Here is a 24,427-nt window from a genome sequence, read left to right as displayed (position 1 = left end):
GCCGACGTACAGGTGGTGATGTCTCATGCGTCCCTCCCGCGAGTCCAGCGAACGTCCAGGTGACTCACGCGTCCCTCCGGCGGAGCCGGAGGACGGCCGCGCCGAGGGCGAGCGCGGTATGAGCGGCCAGCACGGTGAGGCCGGCCCACGGCGGCAGCGGGTAGAACCCGGCGGTGGGCGCGTAGTGGCCGAGCACGTGCGCGTACTCGGGGATGCTCTGCTGGACGGCGAAGCCGGCCGCCGGGGTGACGCGCAGCAGCCATCGCGCGGCGCTGTCGGGCAGGATCGAGGTGGTCGCGAGGACGAGCGGCACCACGATCACCGCGACGGCGGTGATGACCGCCGCGACGCCGCGCCGCAGCAGCGCGCCGAGGGCGAGGGCGAGCACGGCCACCAGCGCGAACACCACCGCCATGCCGGCCACGACGCGCACCTGGGTGAGCACCGGCACCGGGAGGATGACGTTGCCGTTGGCTCGCAGGATCCGCCCGCCGGCCGTGAACGTGATCGCGACGGCGGGCAGGGCGGCGGCGAAGGTGACCAGGCCGAGCGCCAGGGCCTTGGCCGCCAGCGTCCGGCCGCGGCGCGGGCCCGCCAGCAGGGTGACCCGGATCAGGCCGTGCCGGTACTCGGCGGTGATGAACATGACCGCCACCACGATCACCAGGATCAGCCCGGTCAGCACGCTGCCGAGGGGGCGTTCGGCGAACGGGCCCTCTATGACCGGCGCGATGTCGCCGACGCCGGTGACGGAGAAGGTGCCGCCGGACCGGGCGGCACGGCCTGGATGGTGCACCGACCCGTCGGGTCCGAGGGGGCCGCCGCGGATGTCGTCGTCGCGCCACGCCCCGGACACCTCGCCCTCCAGCTTGACCTGGTCGAACTCGCCGGTGGTCTCGCTGAAGCGGACCGCCGCGACGGACCCGCCGAGATCCCCCTGCGTGACCGTCAGATCGCCCGGGGAGGCCGCGAACAGTCCGACCTGGACGGTCGCCGGCAGCCCGGCCAGGGAGGAGGTGCCGATGTGGGTCCAGTTCGTGCCGTCGGCGGACTCGTATCCCATGAGGGTGTCGCCGGAGCGGGTCAGCCGCAGCCAGCGCGCCGACTGCCCGGAGACGCCGCCCGGCCGGCCGGCCACGTCGTGGGTGAAGTCGTGCTGCATCCGCACCCCGTGCTCGCCGGTCATCATGACCGCCGCGTACGGTGAGCCCCGCCTGGTGCTTTCCTTGATCATGATTCCGGCCTTCGCCCACGGCACGACCCCGGCGACCGTGTTCCGTTGCCCCGGGATGACGTCGGGCTTGCGGATCACGCCGGTCAGGGAGGTGAGGCGGGCGGTGATGCCACCGTCCCCGGCCAGTGACCGGTGCACGAAGAAGAAGGAGTCGTCCACCGCTTCGCCGCCCGGACCGAGCAGAGGCGGCGGGCAGGCGGTCTCGACCGGGCCGGCGCCGCACGAGGAGTGCTCACCGGACGCGGACAGCAGCCCGAGCAGCACGGTGACCAGCGCCGCCGCCGTCATGGTGACCACCCAGCCGCGCACCGTCCTGAACTTGGTCCACTCGGCGCGCAGCAGCCGCCCGAAGTCCCCGCGCCCGGTCCGCGGCTCGGAGCGCGGTGCGATGGTGCTCATCGTGCCGCTCCCCGGTATTCGACCGCGTCGCCGGTGAGGTCCAGGTAGGCCTGCTCCAGCGTCACCCGATGCGCCGCCACTTCGGAGAACGGCACCGCGTTCGCGTTGAGGACGGCCACGATGTGCTCGGACGGCAGTCCTGAGACGACGAGAGCGTCGCGATCGGTGACGGCCAGCGTGGCGCCGGCCTGGCCCAGCACCGACATCGCCGCGGCGCGCGCCGCCGTACGCAGGGTGACCCGGCCATGGGAGGCGGTCGTGATGAGGTCGGCCACGCTGGTGTCGGCGATGACGCGGCCCTTGCCCACCACCACGAGCTGGTCGGCGGTGTCCTCCAGTTCGCCCATCAGATGGCTGGACACCAGCAGGGTCCGGCCCTCGCCGGCCAGTGACCGCAGGAGGCCGCGCATCCATACGATGCCCTCGGGGTCCAGGCCGTTGACCGGCTCGTCCAGCATGAGCACCGGCGGGTCCCCGAGCAACGCGGCCGCGATGCCGAGCCGCTGCCGCATGCCGAGCGAGAAGCCGCCCGCCCTGCGCCGGGCCGCGGAGCGCAGCCCCACCTGTTCGAGCACCTCGTCGACCCGCCTGCCGGAAAGGCCTTGGGAGTGGGCCAGCCACAGCAGGTGGTCGCGCGCGGTGCGCCCGGGTTGCAGCGCGGACGCGTCCAGTAGCGCACCGACGTGGCTGAGCGGGTCGCGCAGGCTCGGGTACGGCTGCCCGCCGATCAGCGCGTGGCCCTCGTCGGCCGCGTCCAGGCCGAGGATCACCCGCATCGTGGTGGACTTGCCCGCCCCGTTGGGGCCGACGAACCCGGTGACCTGTCCCGGCAGCACGGTGAACGACATGCCGTCCAGCGCCGTGGTCCGGCCGAACCGTTTGCGCAGCGCGTTGACTTCGATGGTTGCTCGCATGCGGTCGGTTGTACGGGCCCGGCCCTAACACGGGCCGAACGGATGCCGTCATATCGCTGTTAGGTCCGGCCCGGCATCCTGGACCTCATGAGAAAGTGGCGACGACCGGCGCGCACCGCACGACGGCGCTTCACCGTTCTGTACGGAGTCATGTTCCTGCTGTCCGGCGTCGGATTGCTGGCCATCACCAACCTCGTGGGCCTCGGCGGGACCCAGGTCACCCAGTCTGTGCCCGCAGGGACCGCGCCGGTCGAGCCGGCCACGCTCGCCGCGGCCGCCGATCGCATCGACTGGCTCCAGGCCCAGCTGTCGGACGCGCACGCGGCCCAGTCGCGCCAGCTCCTGATCGGCTCGGCGGTGGCGCTGGCGGTCATGGGCGTGGTGTCGGTCGTGCTGGGCCGGGTCGTCGCGAGCCGGGTGCTGCGCCCGCTGCGGACGATCACCACGGCCACCCGCCGGATCTCCGCCGACAACCTGCACGAGCGGCTGGCCGCGCAGGGCCCCGCCGACGAGGTCAAGGACCTCGCCGACACCATCGACGAACTGCTGGAACGACTGGAGAGCTCGTTCGCCGCGCAGCGGCGGTTCGTGGCCGACGCCTCTCATGAGCTCCGCACCCCGCTGACCACCATGCGCGCGTCCCTGGACGTGGCCCTGGCCAAGCCGGAGCCCGTGCCGGCGCAGACCGCGGCGCTGGCCGGCCGGCTCCGCACCGAGCTCGACCAGGTCGACCGGCTCCTCGAAGGCTTCCTCATCCTCGCGCGCGCCCAGCACGGCGCCCTGTCCGACCGCACCACGCTCCCGCTCGCCCGTCTGGCCGCCGAGGCCCTGGACGCCCGGGCCGCCGACATCGCCGCCAAACGGCTCACCGTCCGCTCCGGCCTCGTCCACTCCCCCGGCGCCGCCGGCGCTCCGGGCACCGCAGGCGACGACGGTGCGTGGACGCAGGGAAACAGCACGCTCCTCACCCGCATGATCGACAACGTCGTCGACAACGCCATCACCCACAACCAGGAAGGCGGCTGGATCCGAGTCGCCGCCTCCGCCCACGGCACGACGGCTCGGCTCGTCGTCGAGACCGGCGGCCGCGTTCTCGATCAGGAGCAGGTCGATCGGCTGGCCCAGCCCTTCCAGCGGCTCGGCGCCGACCGCACCCGCTCCGGCGACGGCTCCGGGCTCGGCCTGTCGATCGTCGCGGCCATCGCCGCCGCGCACGGCGGCGCCCTCGACCTGCGGGCCCGGCCGGAAGGCGGTCTCCGAGTCGCCGTCTCGCTGCCCTTGGCGGCCGTCCCGGCGGAGGTCCCGGCATGAGGGTGCTCGTGGTCGAGGACGCCCGCGCCCTCGCCGCCGTGCTCGTCGAAGGTCTGAGCGATCAGGGCCTGGCCGTGGACGTGGCCCACGACGGTCTGGAAGCCGCCGCCAAGCTCGACCTCAACGCCTACGACGTGGTCGTCCTCGACCGCGACCTACCGGGCATCCACGGCGACACGCTCTGTCAGATGATCACCGAACGCGACGACCGCGTCATGGTCCTGATGCTGACCGCCGCCGACTCTCCCGTCGACCGGGTCAGCGGCCTGACCCTGGGTGCCGACGACTACCTGGCCAAGCCCTTCCACTTCCCCGAGCTGGTACTGCGCGTCCGCGCCCTGGCCCGCCGCCGGCCCTCCTCCCGGCCTCGTACGCTGCGCGCGGCCGGCATCGAGCTCGATCCGCTGCGCCGCACCGCCACCCGCGACGGCCGTCACCTGGACCTGTCGGTCAAGGAGTTCGCCCTGCTCGAAGCACTCCTGCGCGCCGCCCCCGCCTTCCTCAGCGCCGAGGACCTGCTCGAACAGGTATGGGACGAGCACGCGAACCCTCTGACCAATACCGTCACGGTCACCATCGGCCGGCTGCGCCGCAAACTCGGCGCCCCTCCGGCCATCACCACCACGCCCGGCGTGGGGTATCGGATCACGACGGCCTGATCTCCGCGGAGCGGGCGATCACCCGGCCAGCCAGGGCGCGCCGTCATCTTTGGTTGACGCGCGGCGCTCGTCAACCTAGGATGACGGCGTGGAGGCAGACAGCATCGCAGTGCTCGCCCGGGCGGTGAACGCCGACGACCCGATGAGCTCGCTCGCCGCCGCTTGGGGCATCAGCAAGCAGGCGGTGCACAGGAAGTACGGCGGCCGGAGCCTGTCCGGCAACCAGGAATAGCTGACAGACACCACACCGAACGTCGGCGGTCACGGCTCGACGTTCCGACACGTGCTGCCCGAAAACGGTCCGGGCAGCCGGCGAGGAGGACGATTTGGCGGCGCCATCAGTGACACGAGAGGCTCTCACGGTCGCGGTGACAGCCAATCTGCCGGTCATCTTATGGGGTGCGCCGGGTACCGGTAAGACATCCGCGGTGACCGCGCTCGGCGCGGCCGCCGGCCTGCCGGTCGAGGTGGTGGTCGGCTCGATTCGCGAGCCCAGCGACTTCTCCGGGCTGCCGGTGCTGCGTGACGGCAGCACCTGGTTCGCGCCGCCGCGATGGGCCGAGCGGCTCGCCGCCGAGGGGTGCGGCCTGCTGTTCCTCGACGAGCTGACCACCGCGCCGCCGGCCGTGCAGGCCGCCATGCTGCGGGTGGTGCTGGAGCGCACGGTCGGCGACCTGGTGCTGCCGGAGCAGGCGCGGATCGTCGCCGCCGCCAACCCGCCGGAACAGGCCGCCGACGGCTGGGACCTGTCCGCGCCGCTGGCCAACCGGCTCATTCACCTGAACTGGACGGTCTCGGCCGAGGACATCGCCGAGGGCTTCGCCGGCGGCTTCCCCGTGCCGGAGTTCAACGTGAAGGACACCGTGGGGCCCGCCGAAGTGGCCGGCGCCCGGGCGCTGGTCGGAGCGTTCCTGCGGGTGCGGCCGACACTTGTGCTGGCGGTGCCCGGCAGTCCCGACCGTGCGGGCCGTGGCTGGCCCAGCCCGCGTAGCTGGGAGATGGCCGCCCGGGCGGTCGCGGCGTGCGAGCACCTGGGCGCCGGCGAGCCGGTCCTGGCCGAGCTGGTGCTCGGCGCGGTCGGTGAGGCGGCCGGTTTCGAGCTGCTCTCCTGGCGCCGCAACCTCGACCTGCCCGCCCCGGAGACCCTGCTGAACGACCCGCAGGCCCGCCTGCCGGAGCGGCTCGACCGGTTGCATGCACTGCTCGGCGCGGTGGTGGCGTACGTGCGGTCGGACGGCACGACCGACACGTGGGAGCGGGCGTGGGCGGTGGTGGCACGGGTCGCGCGCACGACACCGGATGTGGCGGCGACCGCGGCCCGGTCGCTGGCCCGCTGCCGGCCCGAGGGTGCGACCCTGCCCAGGACGATGCTCGAACTCGCCCCGGTGCTGCGCTCGGCGGGGCTCCTGCGATGACCGCCGACAGCCCCCGTGCTCTCGCCTGCGAAGAGGCGGTACGCGCCCGGATCGCCGTCGCGCGGCTGTGGGCGGCGCACCAGGCGCCGTACCTCGCCTCGGCCGTCTTCGCCCTCAACCCGGTCATCCTGGAACCAGCACTGGACGAGGACACTGGCGTGCCCGTCGCCGGCCCGGAATTCCGCGCCTTTCCCGCCGACACTCGGTGGAACCTGTACGTGGAACCGGGCACCGCGCTGGCCACCCCCGTCGAGGAGGTCGGCTGGTGGATGCTGCACCAGGTGGGTCACCTGGTGCGTGGTCACGCGGCCCGCTCTCCGGTGCGGCCGGAGCCGGGACACAAGGTGAGCCACGCCGCCGGCGTGGTGCGCGATGAGGAGGCCCACCGCTGGAACCAGGCCGCCGACGCCGAGATCAACGACGACCTGGAGGCGGAGCACCCGCGCGGCCTGGCGGGCGTGGTGTCGCCTGCCGAACTGGGCCTTCCTGCCCATCGCACCGCGGAGGAGTACGTGCCGATGCTCGACGTGCTGGCCCAGGCGATGGGCCGCGGCGGGCGGGCATTGGCCGAGGCGATCGACTGCGGCAGCGCGGTGGACGGGCGGGAGCGCGCGTACGAGGACAGCGGCTCCGGCAACGGGCTCACCCAGCTCGACCGGGAACTGCTCGAATGCTCCATCGCGGCCGGCCTCCAGGATCGGATCAGCGCGCGCGGCGAGGTGCCGTCAGGCTGGCGCCGCTGGGCCGAGGAGCGCCTGCGCCCCTCGGTGAACTGGCGGGCACGCCTGGGCGCGATGATCCGGCGCGGGCTGAGTACGGTGGCCGGGCAGGTCGATTTCAGCTATCGCCGCCCGTCGCGCCGCGCCGGCGCGTACGGCGACATCGTGCCGCCGTCGATGGTGCGCGCGGTCCCGGACACGGTGCTGGCGATCGACACCTCCGGCAGTGTCACCAACGACGTGCTGAACCGGCTGCTCGCCGAGGTAACCGGGATCATCGACGGCGTGGCCGGTCCCAACCGGCGGCTGCGGGCGTTCTGCTGCGACGTCCACCCGCACCCCGTCCAGGTGGTGCGCCGGACGAGCGACATCGAACTGGTCGGTGGCGGTGGCACCGACATGCGGGCCGGCATCGCCGCGGCGATGGCCCTGCGGCCCCGGCCCGGCCTGGTCATCGTGCTGACCGACGGCGAGACGCCGTGGCCCAGGCAGCGCCCTCCGGCGCATGTGGTGGTCTGCCTGATCGGCGACGGCGGGCACGCGCCCGACTGGGCGTCCGTGGCCCGCATTCCGGCGGACGTGCGGGCGCCGGCGAAAGGAAGGTCATGACAACGGTGTACGCCGACGAGCCGAGTCCCGAGCCGCTGCACGAGTGGCGGCAACGTGGTTTCACCATCGCTGAGGCCCGGCAGTGGATCGACGACGGCTTCTCGATCAGCGACGCGGAGCGGTGGCGCACGTCCGGCGTCTACACCGCCGCCGACGCGCGATCGTGGCGCACCGCCGGAGCCACCCCGTACACCGTGGATCTGTGGCTGCGGGCCGGCATGACCCCGCGGGACGCGGTGCGGTGGCGTGAGCTGGGGTATTCGCCCGAGGAGGCGGCCGACCGGCATCTCGCCGGGGAACGCCCGCACCCGCGCAACCGGCTGTGGCGGCTGCTGCGCCGGGACGAGAAGCCGGGCGGCGCGTTCGCTGATGAAAAACGCTCCCACAGCATGCGGGAGCTACTGCGTGCCGGCATCCCGGCGGGCCGGGCACGCGCCTACGTGGAGGCGGACTGGACGGGCGGCCACGCGGTGGAGTGGGCGAAACGCGGCATCGAGCCGGGACAGGCACGGGTCTTCGAAGCGCTCGGCCTGTCCGCCCGCGAGGCCGAACGGGTGCTCACCTCGGGGCAGGACGCCATCTCCCTGATGGCCGAGTTCTGGCGGGCCGAGGTGCCGATCGACGAGGTGGCGGCCTGGCGTGCGGCGGGTTTCACCGGTGAGGAGGCGGCCCGGATGCGGGCCGAGGGCACCGACGTCGAGCAGGCCATGGTGCTGCGGGCATTGACCGAGGGCGACGAGCCCTGACCGAGAGAGGTGAGAAGCATGAGCCGCGGCGCCGAGGGGCCGCCGCCGGGTGACGGGCCGGGAGTCGGCCCGGCCGCTCATCTGGGCCGCCGGGAGCAGGTCAGCCCCGTGCCGTGGCGGTCTTACCAGCCCTGGTGCCCGCAGCGGACCGGAGCCCCGGCCTAGTCGATGTGCGCGGACGCCTCCGGATGACCCACTCGGCCACCACGAGGTTGATCACCCACCCGGCGCCCACGAGCAGGGCCCGGGGCAGCTCTCCGGGGGCGCCGGCGATCAGGAACCACAGCGCAAGAGTCAGCGCCTGTGTGCCCGCCCCCTGCCCGAGCGCGTAACCGCGGATCATCCATGCGCGGTGCCGGCCGATGTCCCGCCGCCGGATCGCGGCGAGGCCGAGGAGGATGACCACGACCATGGCCGTGCCGAACACGAGCCGGAGGCCGGCGAGGAGCTCACCGTCACCGGGGGGACTGGAATAGAACAGGGTCATCCAGAGACCCGTGAGCGCTGCGCCCAGTCCGCACGGGATCAGGAGCCGCCCGGCGGCGCGGTGCCAGCCGGGCCTCCGCCGACGGAAACCCGCGGCGAACTGGAAGGCCCCCAGAACGCAGTACAGGCTGACGCACAGAATGTGCGCCACCACGGGCAGGGGTGCCGCGAAGAACCGTGCGTTCTCCGGCGTGATCGCCGCACCCCCGGCCAGTTCGTTGAGGCGCACGGCGCCCGCGACCATGGGAACGGCGCTGAGCAGAATCAACGCGGCGGGCACGAGCCACCCCGCCCGCGTGGCGGAAGCGGCGGGGGAAACCCTCGCCCGGTTCCGGTCGTCTGCCGGGCGGCCGCTTCGCGGCGGCGGGGGGAACGGGAGATGTCCTGACGTGCTCTCGTCGGTCATGCCCCGATCATGACGATCGAGGCGACGCGGCTCATCAGGAGAACGGCCCGATCCGAACCAGCCGATCGGCCACCCGGCCAGGCGTACTTTCGGCCGATGAGCCCTGGCGCGCGCCTGCGGGTGCAGCGGGCACCCGGCGTGCTCAGGAAGCCGGGCGGTGGCCGCTCTTGGCCTGCTGGACCAGCGCGTAGACGTGCCCGCGCAGCTCGGACGGCAGGTCAGGGTGTGGCCAGCACCGCTGCCCCTGCGGGGGGCGTCGTGGACTGCGAGATCTGGGTGATCACGTCGCGCAGGTGCTCGCGCATCGCGGCCTCCGCACCGGCCGGGTCGCGGGCGACGACGGCGTCGACGATCTTCTCGTGCTGGCCGAGCGAGACGGCGGATCGCCCCGGCTGCAGCGACAGCCGGAACTGGTGACGGACGAGCTGGGCCTGGAGCCGTACCAGGATGGTGCGGGCGGTCACCTGCCCGGCGATCTCCTGGATGAGGGCGTGCAGCGAGGCGTTGAGATCGGAGTAGGCCAGCGGGTCGTGCGCCGCCACCCGCTCGCGCATCGCGTCCTTGATGCCGAGCAGCCTCTCGGCCTGCTCGGGCGTCACCCGCTCCGCCGCCTTCGCCGCCAGCAGACCCTCAAGCACCATCCGCACCTCGGTGATCTCCACCGCCTCCGCGGTCGAGATCGTGCGGACCCGCGCGCCCTTGTTGCGCTGCACCTCGATGAGGCCGTCGGCGACGAGCTCTCGCAGCGCCTGCCGCACAGTGGACCGGCTGACCTGGTAGAGATCGCACAGCTCGGATTCGACGAGACGTTGCCCCGGGGCGAAGTGCCCGTCCAGCACCGCGCGGCGGATCTTCACCACGACCAGATCCTGGGGATCGCCCGGTCCCATGCCCTTCCTCCCGTGTCGGTCGCCGCGGGGCGGCGACTGAAGGTGTCAACAGTATAAGTGCCGAGAACGACACCATGATCTCCGCGTCCGTCCCCCCGGCCGCGTGCCGCCGTGCGGGTGCGCAGGCGCGCGACCCTGGCCGGGCGTGCCGCCATGCGGGCAGGCGTGCGGCGCGTGGGCGTCAGTCGATCACCGGGGTTCCGTGCGTGTGGAACGACTCGATGGTCTTCAGCCCCCAGGCCTGGCCCTTGGCGCGCTCCGCCTGCGTCCACGTGATGACCTCCCAGTCGGGGGCCAGGATCAGCCGGGCGCCGGCGTTGCACAGCTCGATGCGGTTGCCGCCGGGCTCCCAGACATAGAGGAAGAACGTCTGCTGGATGGCGTGCTTGTGGGGGCCGGTCTCGATGTGGACGCCCGCCTCGAGGAACACGTCGGCTGCCCGCAGGATGTCCTCGCGGGTGTCTGTCGCGAACGCCACGTGGTGCAGCCGTCCTCGCGCGCCGAGCCAGTCGGAGGTGTAGACGAGGTCGTAGGACTTGTCGGAGACCGAGTACCAGATGGCGGCCGTCTCGCCCTCGTCGGTGACGATCTGCTCGGTGGCCCGGGCGCCCAGCGTGCCGGACATGAAGGCGGAGGCGGCCGGCACGTCCGAGGCGAGGAAGTTCACGTGGTCGAGACGCCGGACGTTGGCCCCTCTGCCGGGGAAGGCCGAGGCCTGGTTCTTCAGCGACGGCCGGTGCTCCTCGGTCGCGACGTACCTCTCCGTCTCGTAGTAAAGGCCCATCTCGTGGCCGTCGGGGTCGGTGAAGAGGTAGACCGGCCCGAGCCCGAACTCCGCGTCACTCCATCCCGTGCCGAGCCCGGCCTCCTCGATGGCCGCGACCCGGCGCCGCAGCGCCTCCGGGCTCGCCGCACGCAGGAAGGTCCGGCCCACTCCGGCCCGGTCCCGGCCGGTGATCTTCACGGTGTACCGCTCGTAGTCGTCCCACGAGTGCACGTAGATCGAGTCGCCTTCCCGGTGGACCTCCTTCATCGCCATCAGGTCGACGAAGAAGTCACGCGTCTCCTCCGGCACCGAGGTGAAAAGCTCGACCGAGCCCACGTGGGCGATGTCGCGGAACGCTTCTGGCCGCATCGGATCTCCTCTTGATCTGCTGCTCTGCTCTGGTGGCGCCATGACGAGGCGGCTCGCGGCGCCTGGGTTCTCAAAACTTCAGGTGGACGGCATTTCGGATGAACGGCATTCGGACGGCACTTCGGGAGGACGGCACTTCGGGAGGACGGCACTTCGGGTGGACGGCTGGGACTCAGCGCTCGCGCGGCCAGACCCGGCCGTCGAAGAGTTTCCGCGCGGTGCGCACCACTCCCGAACGGCGGACGCGCAGGTCCGCCCCGCTGCCCGACACCTCGATCGCGGTGTCGAAGAAGCCGGTCGGATGCTCGATCCGCAGGGTGTCCCCCGGTGCCGTGGTCACGGCCGCACCGCCATCGCTCCCGGCCCCACCGGCCGCCTCGCGGGCTCCCTCGGAGGCCCTCTTGGACGCGACCTCGGAGGCCCCCTTGGAGGCGACCTCGGCGACGACCTCGGAGGCGACCGAGCCCTCGATGAGGACGGCGGTGGCGACGGAGACCGCCCCCAGCACACCGATGGAGGTGTGCACCCGGTGCGGGATGAAGGTCCGGGTCGAGAGCGTGCCCCCGTCGCGGGGCGCGGCCACCAGGGTCATCTTGGGCACGGTGGTCGCGCGTACGTCGCCCAGCCCCATGAGCTCACCGGCCCGCAGCCGGATCTCCTCGACCTTCGCCTTGAGCGTCTCGTCGCCCTCCAACTCGGCGGGAGACTCGTAGCCCGTCACGCCGAGCGCCCGGGCGGCGATCAGCACCACGGGCATGCCGTTGTCGACGCAGGTCGTCTCCACACCGGCGATCTCGTCGCGGACCGACCCGGTGGGCAGCAGGCTGCCGCAGGTGGCGCCCTCCGTACCGGCGAAGTCGAGGGTCACCGGCGCGGCCGGGAACGGCACTCCCGAGATGAGCGTGCCGCCCGCGTACCTCACCCGCCCGTCACGCGTGTCCACGGTGGCGGTCGCCACGCCGCCGCCGTTGACGATGCGGATACGTACCCGGGTGGTGTCACCTGCCGGCGGCACCAGCCCTCGCTCGATGGCGAACGGCGCGACGCCGGCCAGGATGTTGCCGCAGGTCTGCCGCGCCGAGACCCCGGCCTCGGTGACCTGCACCTGCAGGAACAGGTAGTCGACGTCGGCCTCCGGGTCCGCCGAGCGCGACACCACGGCGACCTTGCTCGTCAGCGGATGGCCGCCGCCGATGCCGTCGATCTGCCGGGCGTCGGGCGAGCCCATCAGCCGCAGCAGCAGGTCGTCGCGCCGGTCCTCCTCGGTGGGCAGGTCCTCGGCCAGGAAGTAGGCCCCCTTGGAGGTGCCGCCGCGCATCAGCGCGCACCGGATCCCCGCGTCCTCGATCTCTTCGACGGTGTTCACACCGGGCGTCCCGTCCGTGCGAGGTCGAAGCCGCGGACTCCAAGCCGCCGGGACACCGGGTAGCCGGCCTCACCGAGCCGGAGCAGGGCGACGCGCCGCTTCACGAGCCTTCCTCGGGCAGGTCGTCCACATAGGTGACGCCCAGCCGGGCGAGCACCTCGCGCAGGCCGTACATGTCGAGGCCGAGCACTCCGGAGCTCAGCGCCGCCCGCTTGTCCTCCTCGGCGGCGATCCGGGCCCGTGACCGGTCCAGTACGTCCTCGGCCGACCGGGCCGGCACGCACATGACCCCGTCGTCGTCGGCGACCACGACGTCGCCGGGACGTACCACCTGGCCGCCGCAGACCACCGGGACGTTGACGGAGCCGGGGCTGGCCTTGACGGTGCCCTGCGCCGACACGGCGCGCGCCCAGACGGGGAACCCCATCGCGCGCAGGGCGGCGATGTCGCGCACCCCGGCGTCCGTCACGAGGCCCACCACTCCCCTGGCCCGCAGCGACGCGGCGAGCAGGTCGCCGAACATGCCGTCGGTGGAGGGGGACGTCGTCGTCACCACGAGCACGTCGCCCTCCTGGCACATCTCCACCGCCGCGTGGATCATCAGGTTGTCGCCGGGGTGGCTCGACACCGTGATCGCGGGTCCCGCGATCACCGCGCCGTCCTGCCAGGGGCTGACGGCCGGGGCCACGAGCCCCGTGCGCCCCGCCGCCTCGTGCACCGTGGCCACCCCGGCATCGCGTAGTCCCCTGACCACCTCGGGATCGGGCCGCGTCACGTTCCGTACGACATAGTGCCCTGCCATGCCAAGCCCCTCCTAGGCCAGCTCGGAGGTGACCTGCGGGTAGACCCGCTGGTAGGCCTCGGCGAACGTGTCCACGGGCAGCCCCAGGTTCGGCCCGCTGTTGCGCTTGGCCTGCACCCCGCGACGGCGGCCCAGGTCGGTGTAGTAGTCCACCAGGTGGCCCTGCGCGGCGAGACTGCGCATCGCCGCGAGCTTCCGCTCCCACACCGGCGTGATGTCCAGCAGCACGTCGGGCTTGAAGTCGCATACCTCCGGCTGGTGCGGCTCGAAACAGAACACCGGAGGCGCGCCGATCACCTCGCCGTCACCCGGCACGCCCGCGGCCTGGGCGAGGATGCGCGTCCTGCGGGCGATCTCACCGGCGACGGGATGGTCGATGTTGTACGGGTCGCTCGGCGCGTGCGTCAGCACGACGGACGGCTGCAGACTCCGATACAACTCGACCAGCGACCGGGTCAGCTCCGGCGTCTCGACCAACGGGTAGTCACCGGCGTCGAAGAAGACCACCTCGCCGCCCAGCGCGGTGGCCGCCTTCTCGCCCTCCTCGCGCCGCACGGCCTTGACCTCGTCCAAGGTGTGGCCCTTGCGCCACAGGCCGGCGGACTCGCCCCGCTCGCCGAAACTGAGACACGCGATCACCGCGCGCTGCCCGCTCTGGGTCGCCAGCGCGATGGCCCCGCCGGCGCGCCACACGAAGTCTCCTGGGTGAGCGGTGATGACCAGCAGGGGTCCCTTGGTCCGCATACCCGATCCTTCTCCTATGGGGGCGACGACACAGCCGGATCGTCCCCATGGGAACAACTCGGCCCCAGCAGTGGCCTAGGGTCGCCAACGTGATTATCTACGAGATTGTCAACAATATTCCCAACCATCCTCTCGCCACAACCGTTCTGTCGGTGACTCCTGCGATCATGCCGCTCACTTGATCAAAGGAGTGGTGATGACAGAGACCCCCGAAGAATTCTCCTGGCTCTCCGAGCACGAGGCACTGGGTGAGATCTACTGCGTGTCCTTCGTCCGGGAGCTCTCCCCAGAGGAGGTCCTCCGCCGGTTCGGCGTGGACGAGAGCACCATGGCGGAGGTCACGTCCGACGAGGTGGCCGAGCTCTCCGTGGAGAGCATGAGGGACGACGCGGCCGGCCATATCGGCGCCGCGAAGGTCGGTGACTGGACCCTGGCCATCGAACCGGGCGGATGGCAGATGGCCGTCGACCCCGAGATCATGGCCCGGGTCTCGCAGGGGACCGAGGTCGTGTCGGTCTGCCGTCACGACTACGCCTCGGACACCTTCGCCTACATCGTCGACGGCAAACCGGTCGTCTGGTTCGACCCGACGCTGCCGGACGCACGGTCGGGCAGCGCCCCGGACCGCTTCGTCACAGAGATGCGCGAGGTCGGCCTCGACCCCGAATACGACCTCGACGACGACTCGGCGGCCATCGACTTCCCGATGGAGCGTTCGTTCGCCCTGGCGAGCAGGATCACCGGTTTCCCCTTCTCCCCAGCGATGCTGGAGCTGCGATTCCTCGGCGCCGAACCTCTTGAGGACTGATCTGTCCTGACGCGCACAGGAGCGGCGCCTCTCTCGCCAAGCCTCGCGCAGGGCCCAAAAGCAATTAGGGCGTATCGGGTTTCTCGCCGGCCTGACCATGGGCCCCGGCGACGAGCCGTACGGCACAGCTCGACGGCCTCACCACCGTCGCCAGCCTCGCCGACCACGGTGATGTCGTCGGCCATCTCCAGCGGTCACGGCGCGCTCCCGCATCCCGATCAGCATCCCGCTGGCCAGGAAGTTCCCCCGGCTTCTACGAAGAGGACAAGGCGTGGGCCGATGCAGGGAACATGTATCCGGGCGAAACGGCAATTCCTAAAGGGCTTGGCGATACCACCGAGGAAATCCTGGAGAAGGCTAAGGCTGCCAACAGCTCGACTGAGCTCTCATTGATGGACGCCTGCTCTCCTGAACAGATCACAGACGAGGAACTAGTCGAAGGAATCGATCCGCCGTCAGCGACCCGTCCTCGCCCACCCCCACACCAAGTCCTGCCCCTACACCTGAGTCGCCGGTCAAGGTGCTCAATCACCCGGACCGGAACTCCGGCCCGGGTGATCTGTTTTCGTATCATGCACTTTCAGGAAGAGCCTAGCGATATGACTGAACTGATCAGCGAATTTTCCGAGCGCCAAGGAATTTCCGACTTCTTTGGAGTCGCGGATGCGGGAGTGGAGGAAGGAGATTTCGCAAGCGACGCTACGATTTGGGATACTGGGCGTCCAGGCCCGAACTCATGGATTGACGTCGGGCCCAATGGCGTGACACTCAGTGTCGAGCAAGGAAAAAGAACATACGTCCGTTACGAACTCTGGGACGGGCCGCCACTCCCCATGGACTCTTCCTGGGGCAGATCATGGGAGGGAGAGCTTTTCCTCGCCTCAGGGCGGATCGTCGCAGTGAGTTATGCGGGAGACGAGCCTGACTACTACATCCCGTTCGATCTTGGTCGACAGGGCGCGAACTGGTTGGTGCGCATTTGTGCAAAAACCCCAAAGAATGAAACGGATCCGGAATTTCCTAGCAATATATACGGAGCCGATCTTTTTAAGCTGCAATTCTGGTTGCCAAGGCCATAGCAGGGTTGGCTTGTCGGCAGCCGCCGGCGTTCGTTTGCCTGGGAAGGCACCAGGCCTTGCTCGCCGTCAAGGAGTCCGGACACGGGCGACGTGGGAGCTCCGCGCGACGCTCGGCGTGCTCCGGCGGGCCGACGTCGACGAGCGGGAGGCCGGACTGGCCCGCCTCCCGCTGCTGACGGAGTGAGCCGAGGCGGCTGGGCTGAGCGTGCGGGCCGTCGTGCTCGGCACCCGCGGGGATCTGCCACCCGAAGTCGATCGAGCCGCCTATCGCATCGCCCAGGAGGCGATCACGAACGCGCTGCGGCACGCGGGACCCGCCTCCATCGTGCTGACCATCGAGTACGAGCCTGAGATGATCGTGTTGCGGATCGAGGACGACGGGAAGAACGATGCGAGCACGGCGGAGCACGGCATGGGCTGAATAACTTCGAGATCCTCGACAGGCTTAGGCGAGCCGGAGAAGATCGCCCTTCCTGATCGACCCTGCTGGCTAACTCGCGGCGCGCGTGGTGTGGTCCGTGATCTGGTTGGGGTTCAGGTGAATCATAAGGGGCGGTCGTTCCCCCTTATCCCGGCTGCGTTTGAGGTGTTTCGGTGTCTGTGCAGCCGTGTCCGTGGCCGGAGCCATCGCCTCTGTGGCTGAGGCGATCCGGGTGATGTATCGGGGGCGGCGGGAGATGTCGTTGCCAGTTCGGGTGCGGAAATGAGCTGGGCGAGTTGTTCGCCGATGAGCAGTTCGTGCGCTATGAGGGGTGCTCAGTCTATGGCGCGAGAGGTGTGACGCCCGTGTGCGCCAAGGCTTGGACGGCGTCTGGGTCCCAGGTGTACTCGACTACGGGTAGTTCAAAGCCTGCCGGGAAGCGTTCCACGAACTCTCGTGTGACCTGGCCGCCGCTTCGCTCGTAGAAGCCGATGGCCGGCGCGTTATCACGGAGCACCTCGAGGTAGATGGCCTTACCGAAATGATGGGCGGCTGCCCAGGTGAAGGCGTGACGCATGAGCTGACGACCGATGCCCGAGCGTTTGCGTGTGGGGAGCACGTGCAGGTTTTCCAGCAGAACCCGGCCGTCGGGCTGCAGGAACAGATAGACGAATCCCTGAAGCTCGATGCCCTCTACCGCTACGACCAGCAAGACGGAGTTCTCTTCTACGAACTCAAGCGTGGACCACGAGAGTCGCGTGGTCCAGATGGCCCTGCGCGCTTCCTGCAGCGGTCCGTTGAGGTAGGTGGCAGGCATGATTCCGGCGTAGGCAGTCTGCCAGCTCTCGGTGTGCAGCGCTGCGATAAGTTCGGCGTCATCCGTTGTGCCTGTCCTGAAGTGCATAGGCTTAGAGGGTGCCATAGCCACGTATGGGCCTGACGGCGAGGTCGATGGTGGCACGGACGCCCCGCACTGACCGGTTTCCCGTCACTCCCCGCCGTTTCCCTGACGCCGGGTGGCCCGGAGGGATCTCACCTCCGGGCCAGCTCGTCCACGCCGGCCCGCCGGAGACGCTGGTGCCGCCTTACAGCAAGGCGGCGACGGCGTCCACCGCGGCGGGATGCCGCGCCACCAGGGCGGCCACCTCCGGCGACCCACCGGACGCGTCGTGGCCGGGAGTGGTGCCCGCTGGGGTGAGGGACTTCCAGGCACCCTCGCAGCCGAGGAGCGCAGCCAGAGCGTCCGTGGCGGCAGGGTGGGCGGCGAGGAGCTCCGCGACCGGCCCACCGGCAGCACCGGCACCCGTGGCAGCCATACCCTCCGCCCCGCCCGGCCCGGACGGGCCCGACCACGGCGGCACCCAGGTGTCCACGGCCGAAAGGGTGGCCGGGAAGGTACGGCCGGCCTCCCTGATCAGCACCGGGACCAGCTCCGGAGCCTCCTCACGCAGTGTCTGGATGAGCGTCGGCAGCCACGGCAGCAGCACCCCGTCCGGCAGCCGCGCGAACGCCCCGGAGATCACCTCCACCACGAACGGCGTCAACACCGGAGCCGCCTCCAGCGCCTGCACGAACCCGCTCAGGTACTGCGGGAACGACGGCACCACCAGCGGGTTGGCCAGCAGCTCGGCGCACCGCTCCCGCAGCTCGCCGATCGTCAGCACGCCGAGCTGGAACTGCGCCGCCCACAGCAGCGCGATCTTGCCCGGCGTCTCCGGATGCGACTGCCGCACGGCCAGTTCGAGCTGCGCCCGGTCGCAGCCGAGCGACAGCGCCAGGCTCTCCATGGACGACAGGAAGCCGAGCATGGCCGCCACCTGCCGCACCCCGACGTCCTCGGCCACGAACGCGGTGGGCAGCAGCGTGCAGTACTGCGCGTAACCGGTGGTGACGAACCGCTCGCACCACTCGGGCAGCGCCGGCTCGGTGGCCCGGTAGTGGGCCAGCAGCCGCCGGACCCGCCGCAGCACGTCGGGCGCGTCGTCCACGCTCCGCTCGGCGGCGAGCAGTTCCACGGCCCGCGCCCCGAGTTCGTCGGTGAAGCGCCGGCCGCCCAGGAACAGGATGGCCTCCTCGACCGCCTGGAGCGCGTCGGCGGCGGTCGCCTTCGGCTCCCACACGCCGCGCCGCAGCCGCTGCTCCAGCACCTGCTCGACGGTGACGCCCTCGTAGCCGAGCTCGATGAGCGCCCGCTGGTGGTGGCCGAGCGCGACGTCCCAGCTCTCCTGGACGGACCGCTCGCCCAGCCGCCGGCTGCCCATGATGGGCCGTACGGCGTGCTCGGGCATCAGCCGCCGCAGCACCCACAGCAGGTGCGAGCACGGCTCCAGCTCCGGGTCGGCGTTCAGGTCGAGCAGCACCCGGTGCACGGCCCGCTTCCTCATGTCGTAGCCGAGTGGCGCGAGCCGCTCGAACACGTCCTGGGCCAGCGGCGGCATCGACTGGTAGCCGACCTCGCCGATCCGGTCGCCGCCGAGCAGGATCTCGCACAGCCGCCGCACGTCCCGGCGGCCGGGCACGGTGTCCTTCTCGATGCAGGTGACCGCCGCGTCCTGGAAGTCGTACGGCGTCGGCCTGGCCCGGCCGCGCATCCCGGCGAGCAGGATGGACGTCTCGTACACGGCGATGGCGTCGGCCGTGCTGGACAGGTAGCCGTTGCGCCGGGCCAGCCGCACGATGTCGACACACCAGCCGAGCAGCTCGGCCTCGTCGAGCGGGTCGCGCTCCGGCGGCTTGGACAGGAACTCGGACAGCTGGTCGGCCACCACCACCGGCGCGGCGGGCGGCTTCGTGCCGGGCCGCTTGCCCTTCTGCTGCCCCTTGAGCGCGTACGGCTTGACGCCGCCCCGGGTGACGGCCTTGTCGTAGGTGGCGGCGGCGATCGACACCGATCCGGGGGCCAGCCCGAACTGTGCCTCGATGGCCGAGTGGCTGGACGGGATGAGGCCGTACAGCCACTTCGTGGCGGTGCGCGGAGAGATGTCGAAGTCCGTGCGCGCCGCGTCCAGGCCGAACTCCTCGACTCGGCTGGCCGCGTGGAAGGCTCCGCACACGTACAGGCAGCGCTCGGGGTCGGCGCCGGTCGCGGCCAGGTGCTCGCGCATGCGGGTCCACATGTGGCGCTCGCGGTCCTCGTCGCGGTCCAGCTTGGCGGCGTCGTGCGGACGCAGCCGCCGGAACAGGCCGCCGATCAGCACCATGACCTGGCGGTAGGTGTCGTAGTCGGCTCCGGAGAGCGGCTGTTCGACGTACTGGTCCCACCACTCCGACCAGTGGCGGACCTTGCCGTGGTGCAGCAGGTGCTCTTCGAGCTCGGCGAAGCGGGGCCGCAGGTCGCCGATCTCGACGCCGACCGCGTCACCGTGCAGGGCGGCCTCCTCGGCGGGTTTGCCGGGCTCCTCCCGCGGGTGCCACTGGAAGACGTGGTCGGAGGAGCGGTCCACCAGCACCAGCTCGACGCCGGGGGTGTCGAGCGCGTAGGCGATGGCCTGGTATTCGGCGGACGCCTCGGTGATGGGCGCGACGACGCTGAGCGGCCCCCAGCTTTCGGGGAAACCGTCGAGCTCGGTGGCGAACGCCTGCAGCGCCACCGGCAGCTTGCAGGTGCGCAGCTCGTCGAGGAGCGGCCGCAGATCCTCGCACATCTCCAGGTAGATGACCTGCGGCTGCTTGTCGCGCAGCCGCCTGGCCATGGCCACGGCCGAGGCCGGCGAGTGGTGGCACACCGGGAAGATCTCCAGCCGCTCGCCCAGCGCCCGGTCGACGTCGTCGACCATGCCCGTGAGGATCTCGGACAGGGCGCCGGGCGAGCCGGCGAAGGTCTCGGCGGCGTCGTCCAACTGCCGGCGGAGAGCGCCGAAGGTGCTCATGACAGCGTGGCGATCGCCTGACGACCGCCTTCGAGGAAGCCCTGCCACTCGCCGCCGTCCTTCTTGCTGCGCGGCTCGACGACCCCGTGCCAGTACTTGTTGAGGATGGCCAGGTCCTCAGGGGTGCGCCGGGCCAGCGAGCCGACCAGCGAACCGGCCAGCGTCTCGGCCTTGAGCGTGCGGTCGCCGAAGAAGTTGCTGTGCAGGATCGCGTCCTCCAGCACGCCGATCTGCTCGGCCGTGGACAGCGCGGACTCCAGCTTGCCGTCGTCGCTCTGGGCCGACGCGGCGGCGGCGCGCAGGTCGGCGAAGCTCTGCAGCAGGATGTCGAGCAGCGTGGGCGGCAGCTCCAGGTCGATGTTGTGCCGGCGGAGCAGCTCGACGGTGCGGAAGCGGACGATCTCCGCCTCGCTCTTCTTGTTCGTCACGACGGGGATGCGGACGAAGTTGAAGCGCCGCTTGAGCGCCGACGACAGGTCGTTGACGCCCCGGTCACGGCTGTTGGCGGTGGCGATGATGGAGAACCCGGGCTGGGCGAAGACGATGTTGTCGTCGTCGAGCTCGGGGATGGACACGTACTTCTCCGACAGGATGGAGATGAGTGCGTCCTGCACGTCGCTGGTGGAGCGGGTCAACTCCTCGAAGCGGCCGATCACGCCCTGTTCCATCGCCGTCATGATGGGCGAGGGGATCATCGAGTCGCGCGACTGCCCCTTGGCGATCACCATGGAGACGTTCCATGAGTACTTGATGTGGTCCTCGGTGGTGCCCGCGGTGCCCTGGACGACCAGGGTGGAGTTGCGGGAGATGGCGGCGGCGAGCAGCTCGGCGAGCCAGCTCTTGCCGGTGCCGGGGTCGCCGATCAGCAGCAGGCCCCGGTCCGAGGCCAGCGTGACGATGGCGCGCTCGACGAAGCTCCGGTCGCCGAACCACTTCTGCGGGATCTCCCGGTCCAGGCCGTCGGAGCGCTCGGAGCCGAGCACGAACAGGCGGACCATGCGAGGGCTGAGCCGCCAGGAGAACGGCTTGGGGCCGTCGTCGATCGACTCCAGCCAGTCGAGCTCCTCGGCGTACTTGGCCTCGGCGGGGGCACGCAGCATCTCGGTCATTGCGGGGATTCTCCTAGTTGAGGAAGTTCTTGAGCTCGAACACGAGTTTGCGGATGTGGCCGGAGATCACCGGCGTGCCCAGGTCCTTCAGCTTCTGCTTGAACCAGGGGTCCACGCTCTGGTGACCCGAGCTGTTGACGGACCCGACGGGGATCAGCTTCACGCCCGAGCGGTGCAGCGACTCGAACTCGGTCTGCACCGCCTGGTTGTCGTAGAAGTCGGAGATCCACACCAGCGCGGTGTTGCGCGGGTCCATGATCTTGGGGCGGGCCAGGCTCATCGCGACCATGCCGTCGGTGCCGCCGCCGAGCCGGGTGCGCAGCAGCACCTCGAACGGGTCGTGCACCCACGGGGTCAGGTCGAGCGCCCGGGTGTCGTAGGCGATCAGGTGCACGTCGACCTTGGGCAGCCCGGCGAAGATGGAGGCCAGGATGGTGCAGTTGACCATCGCGTCCACCATCGAGCCCGACTGGTCGACGACCACGATCATGCGGGCCGGGACGGTGCGCTTGGCGGTGTGCCGGTAGAAGAGCCGGTCCACGTAGAGCCGCTCGTCCTCGGGGCTCCAGTTGGTGAGGTTCTTCCAGATCGTGCGCTCGATGTCGAGGTTGCGGAAGACCCGCTTGGGCGGCACCGACCGATCGATGGTGCCGGCGCTGGTCTGCTGCACCTGGGTACGCAGCACCTGCGCGACCTCGTCGACGTAGCGGCGGATCAACGCCTTGGCGTTGGCCAGCGCGACGCCCGACAGGTTGTCCTTGTCGAGCAGCAACTGCTCGATGAGCGACATGCTGGGCGTGAGCTGCCGCGACAGCGCGGGGTCGGCGAGCACCTCGCGCAGCCGCATGCGCTTGACCAGGTCGCCTTCGAGCCCGGCGAGCAGGCCGCCGAGCCCGTTCTGGCCCGGCTGGGCGCGCAGCCCGCCCGGCTCGCAGCCGAGTGCCTGCTCGAACCAGCCGGCGTCCTGCTGCCAGGCGGCCAGCCGGGTGGCGGTGACGTCGCCGGTGCCGGTGGCGAACAGGTTGAGCAGCAGCTTGGAGGCCAGGGCGGCGGTGCGGGCCCGATCGCGCGGCTGCTCGTCGTCGCCGGGCACCATCAGGTCGCGGAACTCCGCCGCCAGCTCGGGAAAGCGCTGCACCAGCGTGTCGACGGACACCGACGGGTCGAGCAGGGCGGGTGGCAGCCCGAGCGCGTCGACGACGGCCACGCTGGCCGCCTCGAGCCCCGGCTGCTCCTCGGTGTCGAACACGCGGGCCAGCAGCCGCCAGAGCAGCACCTGGCGCCGGTTCTCCTCGGCGCGGGTATCGGTCATTTCCGCAGCAACCGTCCTGCTCGTTCGCGGAGTACGGCCACCGCGTCGCCCGACCTGGCCAGGGACTTGACCACCTTCGGGTCGGTGGGGCCGAGCGCCCAGTCGCCGTTGTGCGCGGCGACCGGCTGGCGCTTGACCGTCGACTGGACGGCGAGCGGCTGCAGCAGCCAGCGGCCGTCCCAGCGCAGCAGGCCGAGGCAGGCCGTGGAGGTGGCCAGCAGCTGGGGCGTGAGCGGGCCGCAGCCGGGCAGCCGGTCGGCGGCGACCGTGATGGCCTGGCCGTCGAGCCGGAACTCGATGCCGCCGTCGACCTTGGCCGCCTTGTAGCCCTCGACGAGCACGGGCTCGGCGATGGCCACCGGGTGCCGGTCGAGCGGCGGTCCGGCGGGGGCGAGCGCGCCGGCGAGCTGGACGCGGGCGGTCGCGAACGGCGCGGCGAGCGCGCCCGTCACCGCCTTGCCCTCGTCCCACAGCAGGTCGCCACCGGCCAGCAGCGGCATGTCGGTGAGGTCGAGCGAGAGGTGCCTGGCCAGCGCGCCGAGCAGCACCGGGTAGTCCCCCAGCACTCCCCACACGGCCGGGCCGACGATGGTGTCGACCTTGGTGGCGGAGATCGCGGTGCGCACCAGCCGGGGCTCGCCGCCCTCCTTCGGCTCCAGCAGGCCGTGCACCTGGACCTGGACGACGGTGGCGTGCTCGTGCACGTCGGCCCCGAGGATGAGCAGTCGTCCGGACACCGGGACGCCCTGGTCGCCGGCGCCGAGCCGGCCCGGCTGGGTGAGCATCAGGGCGCGGGTCCACAGGTCGGCCCAGCGGCGGGCGGGCAGCTTCTCCATCGTGGACACCGGGCTGGAGGCGCGCAGCTCGGCGGCCAGCCCGTCGAGCAGCACGGCGGGCCTGCGCAGCGCGGGCTCCGCGAGCATGGTCTCGACGGCCTGGTCGGAGGCGGCGACGAGGTCGTGCCCGACGCCGCGCCATCCGGTGATGGCCAGCTCGTGCAGCCATGCCCGAGCCCCGGCGAGCAGGTTCTCCGGCACGGCGGCGGCCGCGCCCGCGGCGGCTTCCCGCCACGGGGCCCGGGACCGTCCAAGGGCCTCGTCGAGGCGGGCCAGCAGGGCGTCGGCGACCGCGCCGAGCAGCGCGGCGCGCGCCCCGGCCAGGATCGTCAGATGCTCGCCCGCGACGGACCCGGTGGCGACCTTCTCCGCCGCCTCGACGGCCCGGTCGCCGAGCGGGCTCGCCGCCACGGCCGCCGCCAGGCAGGTGACCGCCCGCGCGCCCTGCTCGCTGAGCCGTCCCAGGCCGCCCGCGAGCGCGTCGTCGAAGGCCGCGACCAGGTCGAGGGCCTCCTCGACACCCGGTGGCAGGTCGGCGTTCAGCGCGCCGAGTTGCACCTCGATCATCAGCGCACCGCCCCCGTCGATGGGAACCAGTGCAGCTCGGCGACGGGCGCCGAGGTGGCCGGCAGCTCCAGGTAGCTCAGGTGGCGAAGGAACCGGCTGAACACCACGGCCGCCGACCCCTGCTCGGGCCCGCCGTTCAGGCGGCCGATCAGGTCGTGACCGGATTCGACGGTGTCGGCGCCGTCGACGCGCAGGTAGCGAGCGACCCGCCCGGCGCCGTACTGCACGATGGCCTCGGCGGCCAGCGCGTGCAGGTGCTTGCAGGGCGAGCTGTAGAGGCCGCCGCACGGCCGGTTGTTGTTGGTGCTGCAACTGAAGCCGTGGGTTCCGGCGGCGATGAAGGACACGTACACCCGCCCGATGTCCGACCCGCTCGACACGACGCCCTGCAGCCGCCCGTCGGCCAGCTCGACGAAGGGCACCTTCGCCAGCTTGCGCGGCTGGACGGGCGGCACCACGAGGGTGACGCTGCGCCGCTCCCACGCGGTTGGGTCCGCGTTCACGATCTTTGACCTCCAGGCCTCTTGATCAACGAACCGGAAATGTAGCGGAGCCCACCGACAAAGGGAGGCGATCCGCGATCTTCAGCTG

Annotated in this window: 23 protein-coding genes; 9 read left to right on the top strand and 14 right to left on the bottom strand. The window is 71.2% G+C overall.

The window, feature by feature from the left end:
• Positions 1–64 precede the first annotated feature (64 nt).
• Both AB0I38_RS30320 and AB0I38_RS30315 read right to left on the bottom strand, forming a co-directional pair.
• A complete protein-coding gene (locus AB0I38_RS30320; protein ID WP_358485906.1) occupies positions 65–1,633 on the bottom strand; it encodes a hypothetical protein in 1,569 nt (522 codons plus the stop codon).
• Positions 1,630–2,547 (bottom strand): ATP-binding cassette domain-containing protein, encoded by a 918-nt coding sequence (locus tag AB0I38_RS30315; protein WP_358485901.1) that lies wholly within the window; start codon positions 2,545–2,547, stop codon positions 1,630–1,632. Before AB0I38_RS30315 ends, AB0I38_RS30320 begins: the two co-directional genes overlap by 4 nt.
• Before the next feature lie 87 nt (positions 2,548–2,634).
• Here AB0I38_RS30315 and AB0I38_RS30310 point away from each other — a divergent pair, with 87 nt between their 5' ends.
• The 6 genes from AB0I38_RS30310 (at position 2,635) to AB0I38_RS30285 (ending at position 8,006) form a co-directional block, all read left to right on the top strand.
• Positions 2,635–3,858 carry a sensor histidine kinase gene (locus AB0I38_RS30310; protein WP_358485889.1) on the top strand — a complete coding sequence of 408 codons (1,224 nt, stop codon included), beginning with the start codon at positions 2,635–2,637 and terminating at the stop codon, positions 3,856–3,858.
• Positions 3,855–4,517 carry a response regulator transcription factor gene (locus AB0I38_RS30305; protein WP_358485882.1) on the top strand — a complete coding sequence of 221 codons (663 nt, stop codon included), beginning with the start codon at positions 3,855–3,857 and terminating at the stop codon, positions 4,515–4,517. Before AB0I38_RS30310 ends, AB0I38_RS30305 begins: the two co-directional genes overlap by 4 nt.
• Positions 4,518–4,605: 88 nt before the next feature.
• Positions 4,606–4,749, top strand: coding sequence for a hypothetical protein (locus AB0I38_RS30300; protein WP_358485875.1), 144 nt, complete (start codon positions 4,606–4,608; stop codon positions 4,747–4,749).
• Positions 4,750–4,858: 109 nt separating this feature from the next.
• The gene (locus AB0I38_RS30295; protein WP_358485870.1) at positions 4,859–5,932 is read left to right on the top strand and encodes an AAA family ATPase; all 1,074 of its coding nucleotides are present in this window, start codon (positions 4,859–4,861) and stop codon (positions 5,930–5,932) included.
• Entirely contained in the window at positions 5,929–7,260 is a 1,332-nt protein-coding gene (locus AB0I38_RS30290; protein ID WP_358485863.1) for a vWA domain-containing protein, read from the top strand. Before AB0I38_RS30295 ends, AB0I38_RS30290 begins: the two co-directional genes overlap by 4 nt.
• On the top strand, positions 7,257–8,006 hold the full coding sequence (locus AB0I38_RS30285; RefSeq protein WP_358485857.1) for a hypothetical protein: 750 nt from the start codon (positions 7,257–7,259) through the stop codon (positions 8,004–8,006). The genes AB0I38_RS30290 and AB0I38_RS30285 overlap by 4 nt, the downstream gene beginning before the upstream one ends.
• Positions 8,007–8,106: 100 nt before the next feature.
• Here AB0I38_RS30285 and AB0I38_RS30280 read toward each other — a convergent pair whose 3' ends face one another.
• The 6 genes from AB0I38_RS30280 to AB0I38_RS30255 form a co-directional block, all read right to left on the bottom strand.
• Positions 8,107–8,772, bottom strand: a complete 666-nt coding sequence (locus AB0I38_RS30280) for a DUF2306 domain-containing protein (RefSeq protein WP_358485848.1) — start codon at positions 8,770–8,772, stop codon at positions 8,107–8,109.
• 344 nt (positions 8,773–9,116) lie between these two features.
• Positions 9,117–9,788 carry a GntR family transcriptional regulator gene (locus tag AB0I38_RS30275; protein WP_358485841.1) on the bottom strand — a complete coding sequence of 224 codons (672 nt, stop codon included), beginning with the start codon at positions 9,786–9,788 and terminating at the stop codon, positions 9,117–9,119.
• A 181-nt stretch (positions 9,789–9,969) separates the two neighbouring features.
• Positions 9,970–10,923 (bottom strand): VOC family protein, encoded by a 954-nt coding sequence (locus AB0I38_RS30270; RefSeq protein ID WP_358485835.1) that lies wholly within the window; start codon positions 10,921–10,923, stop codon positions 9,970–9,972.
• Positions 10,924–11,095: 172 nt separating this feature from the next.
• The gene (locus tag AB0I38_RS30265; RefSeq protein WP_358485824.1) at positions 11,096–12,289 is read right to left on the bottom strand and encodes a 4-oxalomesaconate tautomerase; all 1,194 of its coding nucleotides are present in this window, start codon (positions 12,287–12,289) and stop codon (positions 11,096–11,098) included.
• Positions 12,290–12,389: 100 nt separating this feature from the next.
• Positions 12,390–13,091: a 4-carboxy-4-hydroxy-2-oxoadipate aldolase/oxaloacetate decarboxylase gene (locus tag AB0I38_RS30260; protein WP_358485816.1), complete on the bottom strand. Its 702-nt coding sequence runs from the start codon at positions 13,089–13,091 to the stop codon at positions 12,390–12,392.
• Positions 13,092–13,103: 12 nt separating this feature from the next.
• Positions 13,104–13,835 (bottom strand): PIG-L deacetylase family protein, encoded by a 732-nt coding sequence (locus AB0I38_RS30255; protein WP_358485809.1) that lies wholly within the window; start codon positions 13,833–13,835, stop codon positions 13,104–13,106.
• A gap of 196 nt (positions 13,836–14,031) precedes the next feature.
• Between AB0I38_RS30255 and AB0I38_RS30250 the strand changes: the two genes are divergently transcribed.
• The 3 genes from AB0I38_RS30250 to AB0I38_RS30240 all read left to right on the top strand — a co-directional run bounded on the left by AB0I38_RS30250 (position 14,032) and on the right by AB0I38_RS30240 (position 16,143).
• Positions 14,032–14,643 (top strand): DUF6461 domain-containing protein, encoded by a 612-nt coding sequence (locus AB0I38_RS30250; RefSeq protein WP_358485802.1) that lies wholly within the window; start codon positions 14,032–14,034, stop codon positions 14,641–14,643.
• 599 nt (positions 14,644–15,242) lie between these two features.
• Entirely contained in the window at positions 15,243–15,722 is a 480-nt protein-coding gene (locus tag AB0I38_RS30245; protein WP_358485794.1) for a hypothetical protein, read from the top strand.
• Between the two features lie 205 nt (positions 15,723–15,927).
• The gene (locus AB0I38_RS30240) at positions 15,928–16,143 is read left to right on the top strand and encodes a sensor histidine kinase (RefSeq protein WP_358485787.1); all 216 of its coding nucleotides are present in this window, start codon (positions 15,928–15,930) and stop codon (positions 16,141–16,143) included.
• Between the two features lie 340 nt (positions 16,144–16,483).
• Here the strand turns inward: AB0I38_RS30240 and AB0I38_RS30235 are convergent, their stop codons facing one another.
• The 6 genes from AB0I38_RS30235 to AB0I38_RS30210 form a co-directional block, all read right to left on the bottom strand.
• Complete coding sequence (locus AB0I38_RS30235) at positions 16,484–17,047, bottom strand: GNAT family N-acetyltransferase (RefSeq protein ID WP_358485777.1); 564 nt, start codon at positions 17,045–17,047, stop codon at positions 16,484–16,486.
• A 181-nt stretch (positions 17,048–17,228) separates the two neighbouring features.
• Entirely contained in the window at positions 17,229–20,012 is a 2,784-nt protein-coding gene (locus tag AB0I38_RS30230) for a DUF5682 family protein (protein ID WP_358485768.1), read from the bottom strand.
• Positions 20,009–21,121, bottom strand: a complete 1,113-nt coding sequence (locus AB0I38_RS30225; protein WP_358485762.1) for an ATP-binding protein — start codon at positions 21,119–21,121, stop codon at positions 20,009–20,011. Before AB0I38_RS30225 ends, AB0I38_RS30230 begins: the two co-directional genes overlap by 4 nt.
• A 13-nt stretch (positions 21,122–21,134) precedes the next feature.
• A complete protein-coding gene (locus AB0I38_RS30220) occupies positions 21,135–22,433 on the bottom strand; it encodes a vWA domain-containing protein (protein ID WP_358485755.1) in 1,299 nt (432 codons plus the stop codon).
• On the bottom strand, positions 22,430–23,836 hold the full coding sequence (locus AB0I38_RS30215; protein ID WP_358485746.1) for a hypothetical protein: 1,407 nt from the start codon (positions 23,834–23,836) through the stop codon (positions 22,430–22,432). Before AB0I38_RS30215 ends, AB0I38_RS30220 begins: the two co-directional genes overlap by 4 nt.
• The gene (locus tag AB0I38_RS30210) at positions 23,836–24,339 is read right to left on the bottom strand and encodes a hypothetical protein (RefSeq protein WP_358485741.1); all 504 of its coding nucleotides are present in this window, start codon (positions 24,337–24,339) and stop codon (positions 23,836–23,838) included. The genes AB0I38_RS30215 and AB0I38_RS30210 overlap by 1 nt, the downstream gene beginning before the upstream one ends.
• Positions 24,340–24,427 lie beyond the last annotated feature (88 nt).

The organism is Nonomuraea cavernae (assembly GCF_040655715.1).
Classification (GTDB): domain Bacteria; phylum Actinomycetota; class Actinomycetes; order Streptosporangiales; family Streptosporangiaceae; genus Nonomuraea; species Nonomuraea cavernae_A.
This window is presented reverse-complemented; position numbering and strand designations above follow the sequence as displayed.

Excerpts from the sequence above, each read along its gene's own strand:
- AB0I38_RS30320 (WP_358485906.1), bottom strand. The coding sequence starts at position 1,633 with ATGAGCACCATCGCACCGCGCTCCGAGCCGCGGACCGGGCGCGGGGAC.
- AB0I38_RS30315 (WP_358485901.1), bottom strand. The coding sequence starts at position 2,547 with ATGCGAGCAACCATCGAAGTCAACGCGCTGCGCAAACGGTTCGGCCGG.
- AB0I38_RS30310 (WP_358485889.1), top strand. The coding sequence starts at position 2,635 with ATGAGAAAGTGGCGACGACCGGCGCGCACCGCACGACGGCGCTTCACC.
- AB0I38_RS30305 (WP_358485882.1), top strand. The coding sequence starts at position 3,855 with ATGAGGGTGCTCGTGGTCGAGGACGCCCGCGCCCTCGCCGCCGTGCTC.
- AB0I38_RS30290 (WP_358485863.1), top strand. The coding sequence starts at position 5,929 with ATGACCGCCGACAGCCCCCGTGCTCTCGCCTGCGAAGAGGCGGTACGC.
- AB0I38_RS30285 (WP_358485857.1), top strand. The coding sequence starts at position 7,257 with ATGACAACGGTGTACGCCGACGAGCCGAGTCCCGAGCCGCTGCACGAG.
- AB0I38_RS30275 (WP_358485841.1), bottom strand. The coding sequence starts at position 9,788 with ATGGGACCGGGCGATCCCCAGGATCTGGTCGTGGTGAAGATCCGCCGC.
- AB0I38_RS30270 (WP_358485835.1), bottom strand. The coding sequence starts at position 10,923 with ATGCGGCCAGAAGCGTTCCGCGACATCGCCCACGTGGGCTCGGTCGAG.
- AB0I38_RS30260 (WP_358485816.1), bottom strand. The coding sequence starts at position 13,091 with ATGGCAGGGCACTATGTCGTACGGAACGTGACGCGGCCCGATCCCGAG.
- AB0I38_RS30255 (WP_358485809.1), bottom strand. The coding sequence starts at position 13,835 with ATGCGGACCAAGGGACCCCTGCTGGTCATCACCGCTCACCCAGGAGAC.
- AB0I38_RS30250 (WP_358485802.1), top strand. The coding sequence starts at position 14,032 with ATGACAGAGACCCCCGAAGAATTCTCCTGGCTCTCCGAGCACGAGGCA.
- AB0I38_RS30245 (WP_358485794.1), top strand. The coding sequence starts at position 15,243 with ATGACTGAACTGATCAGCGAATTTTCCGAGCGCCAAGGAATTTCCGAC.
- AB0I38_RS30235 (WP_358485777.1), bottom strand. The coding sequence starts at position 17,047 with ATGCACTTCAGGACAGGCACAACGGATGACGCCGAACTTATCGCAGCG.
- AB0I38_RS30230 (WP_358485768.1), bottom strand. The coding sequence starts at position 20,012 with ATGAGCACCTTCGGCGCTCTCCGCCGGCAGTTGGACGACGCCGCCGAG.
- AB0I38_RS30225 (WP_358485762.1), bottom strand. The coding sequence starts at position 21,121 with ATGACCGAGATGCTGCGTGCCCCCGCCGAGGCCAAGTACGCCGAGGAG.
- AB0I38_RS30220 (WP_358485755.1), bottom strand. The coding sequence starts at position 22,433 with ATGACCGATACCCGCGCCGAGGAGAACCGGCGCCAGGTGCTGCTCTGG.
- AB0I38_RS30215 (WP_358485746.1), bottom strand. The coding sequence starts at position 23,836 with ATGATCGAGGTGCAACTCGGCGCGCTGAACGCCGACCTGCCACCGGGT.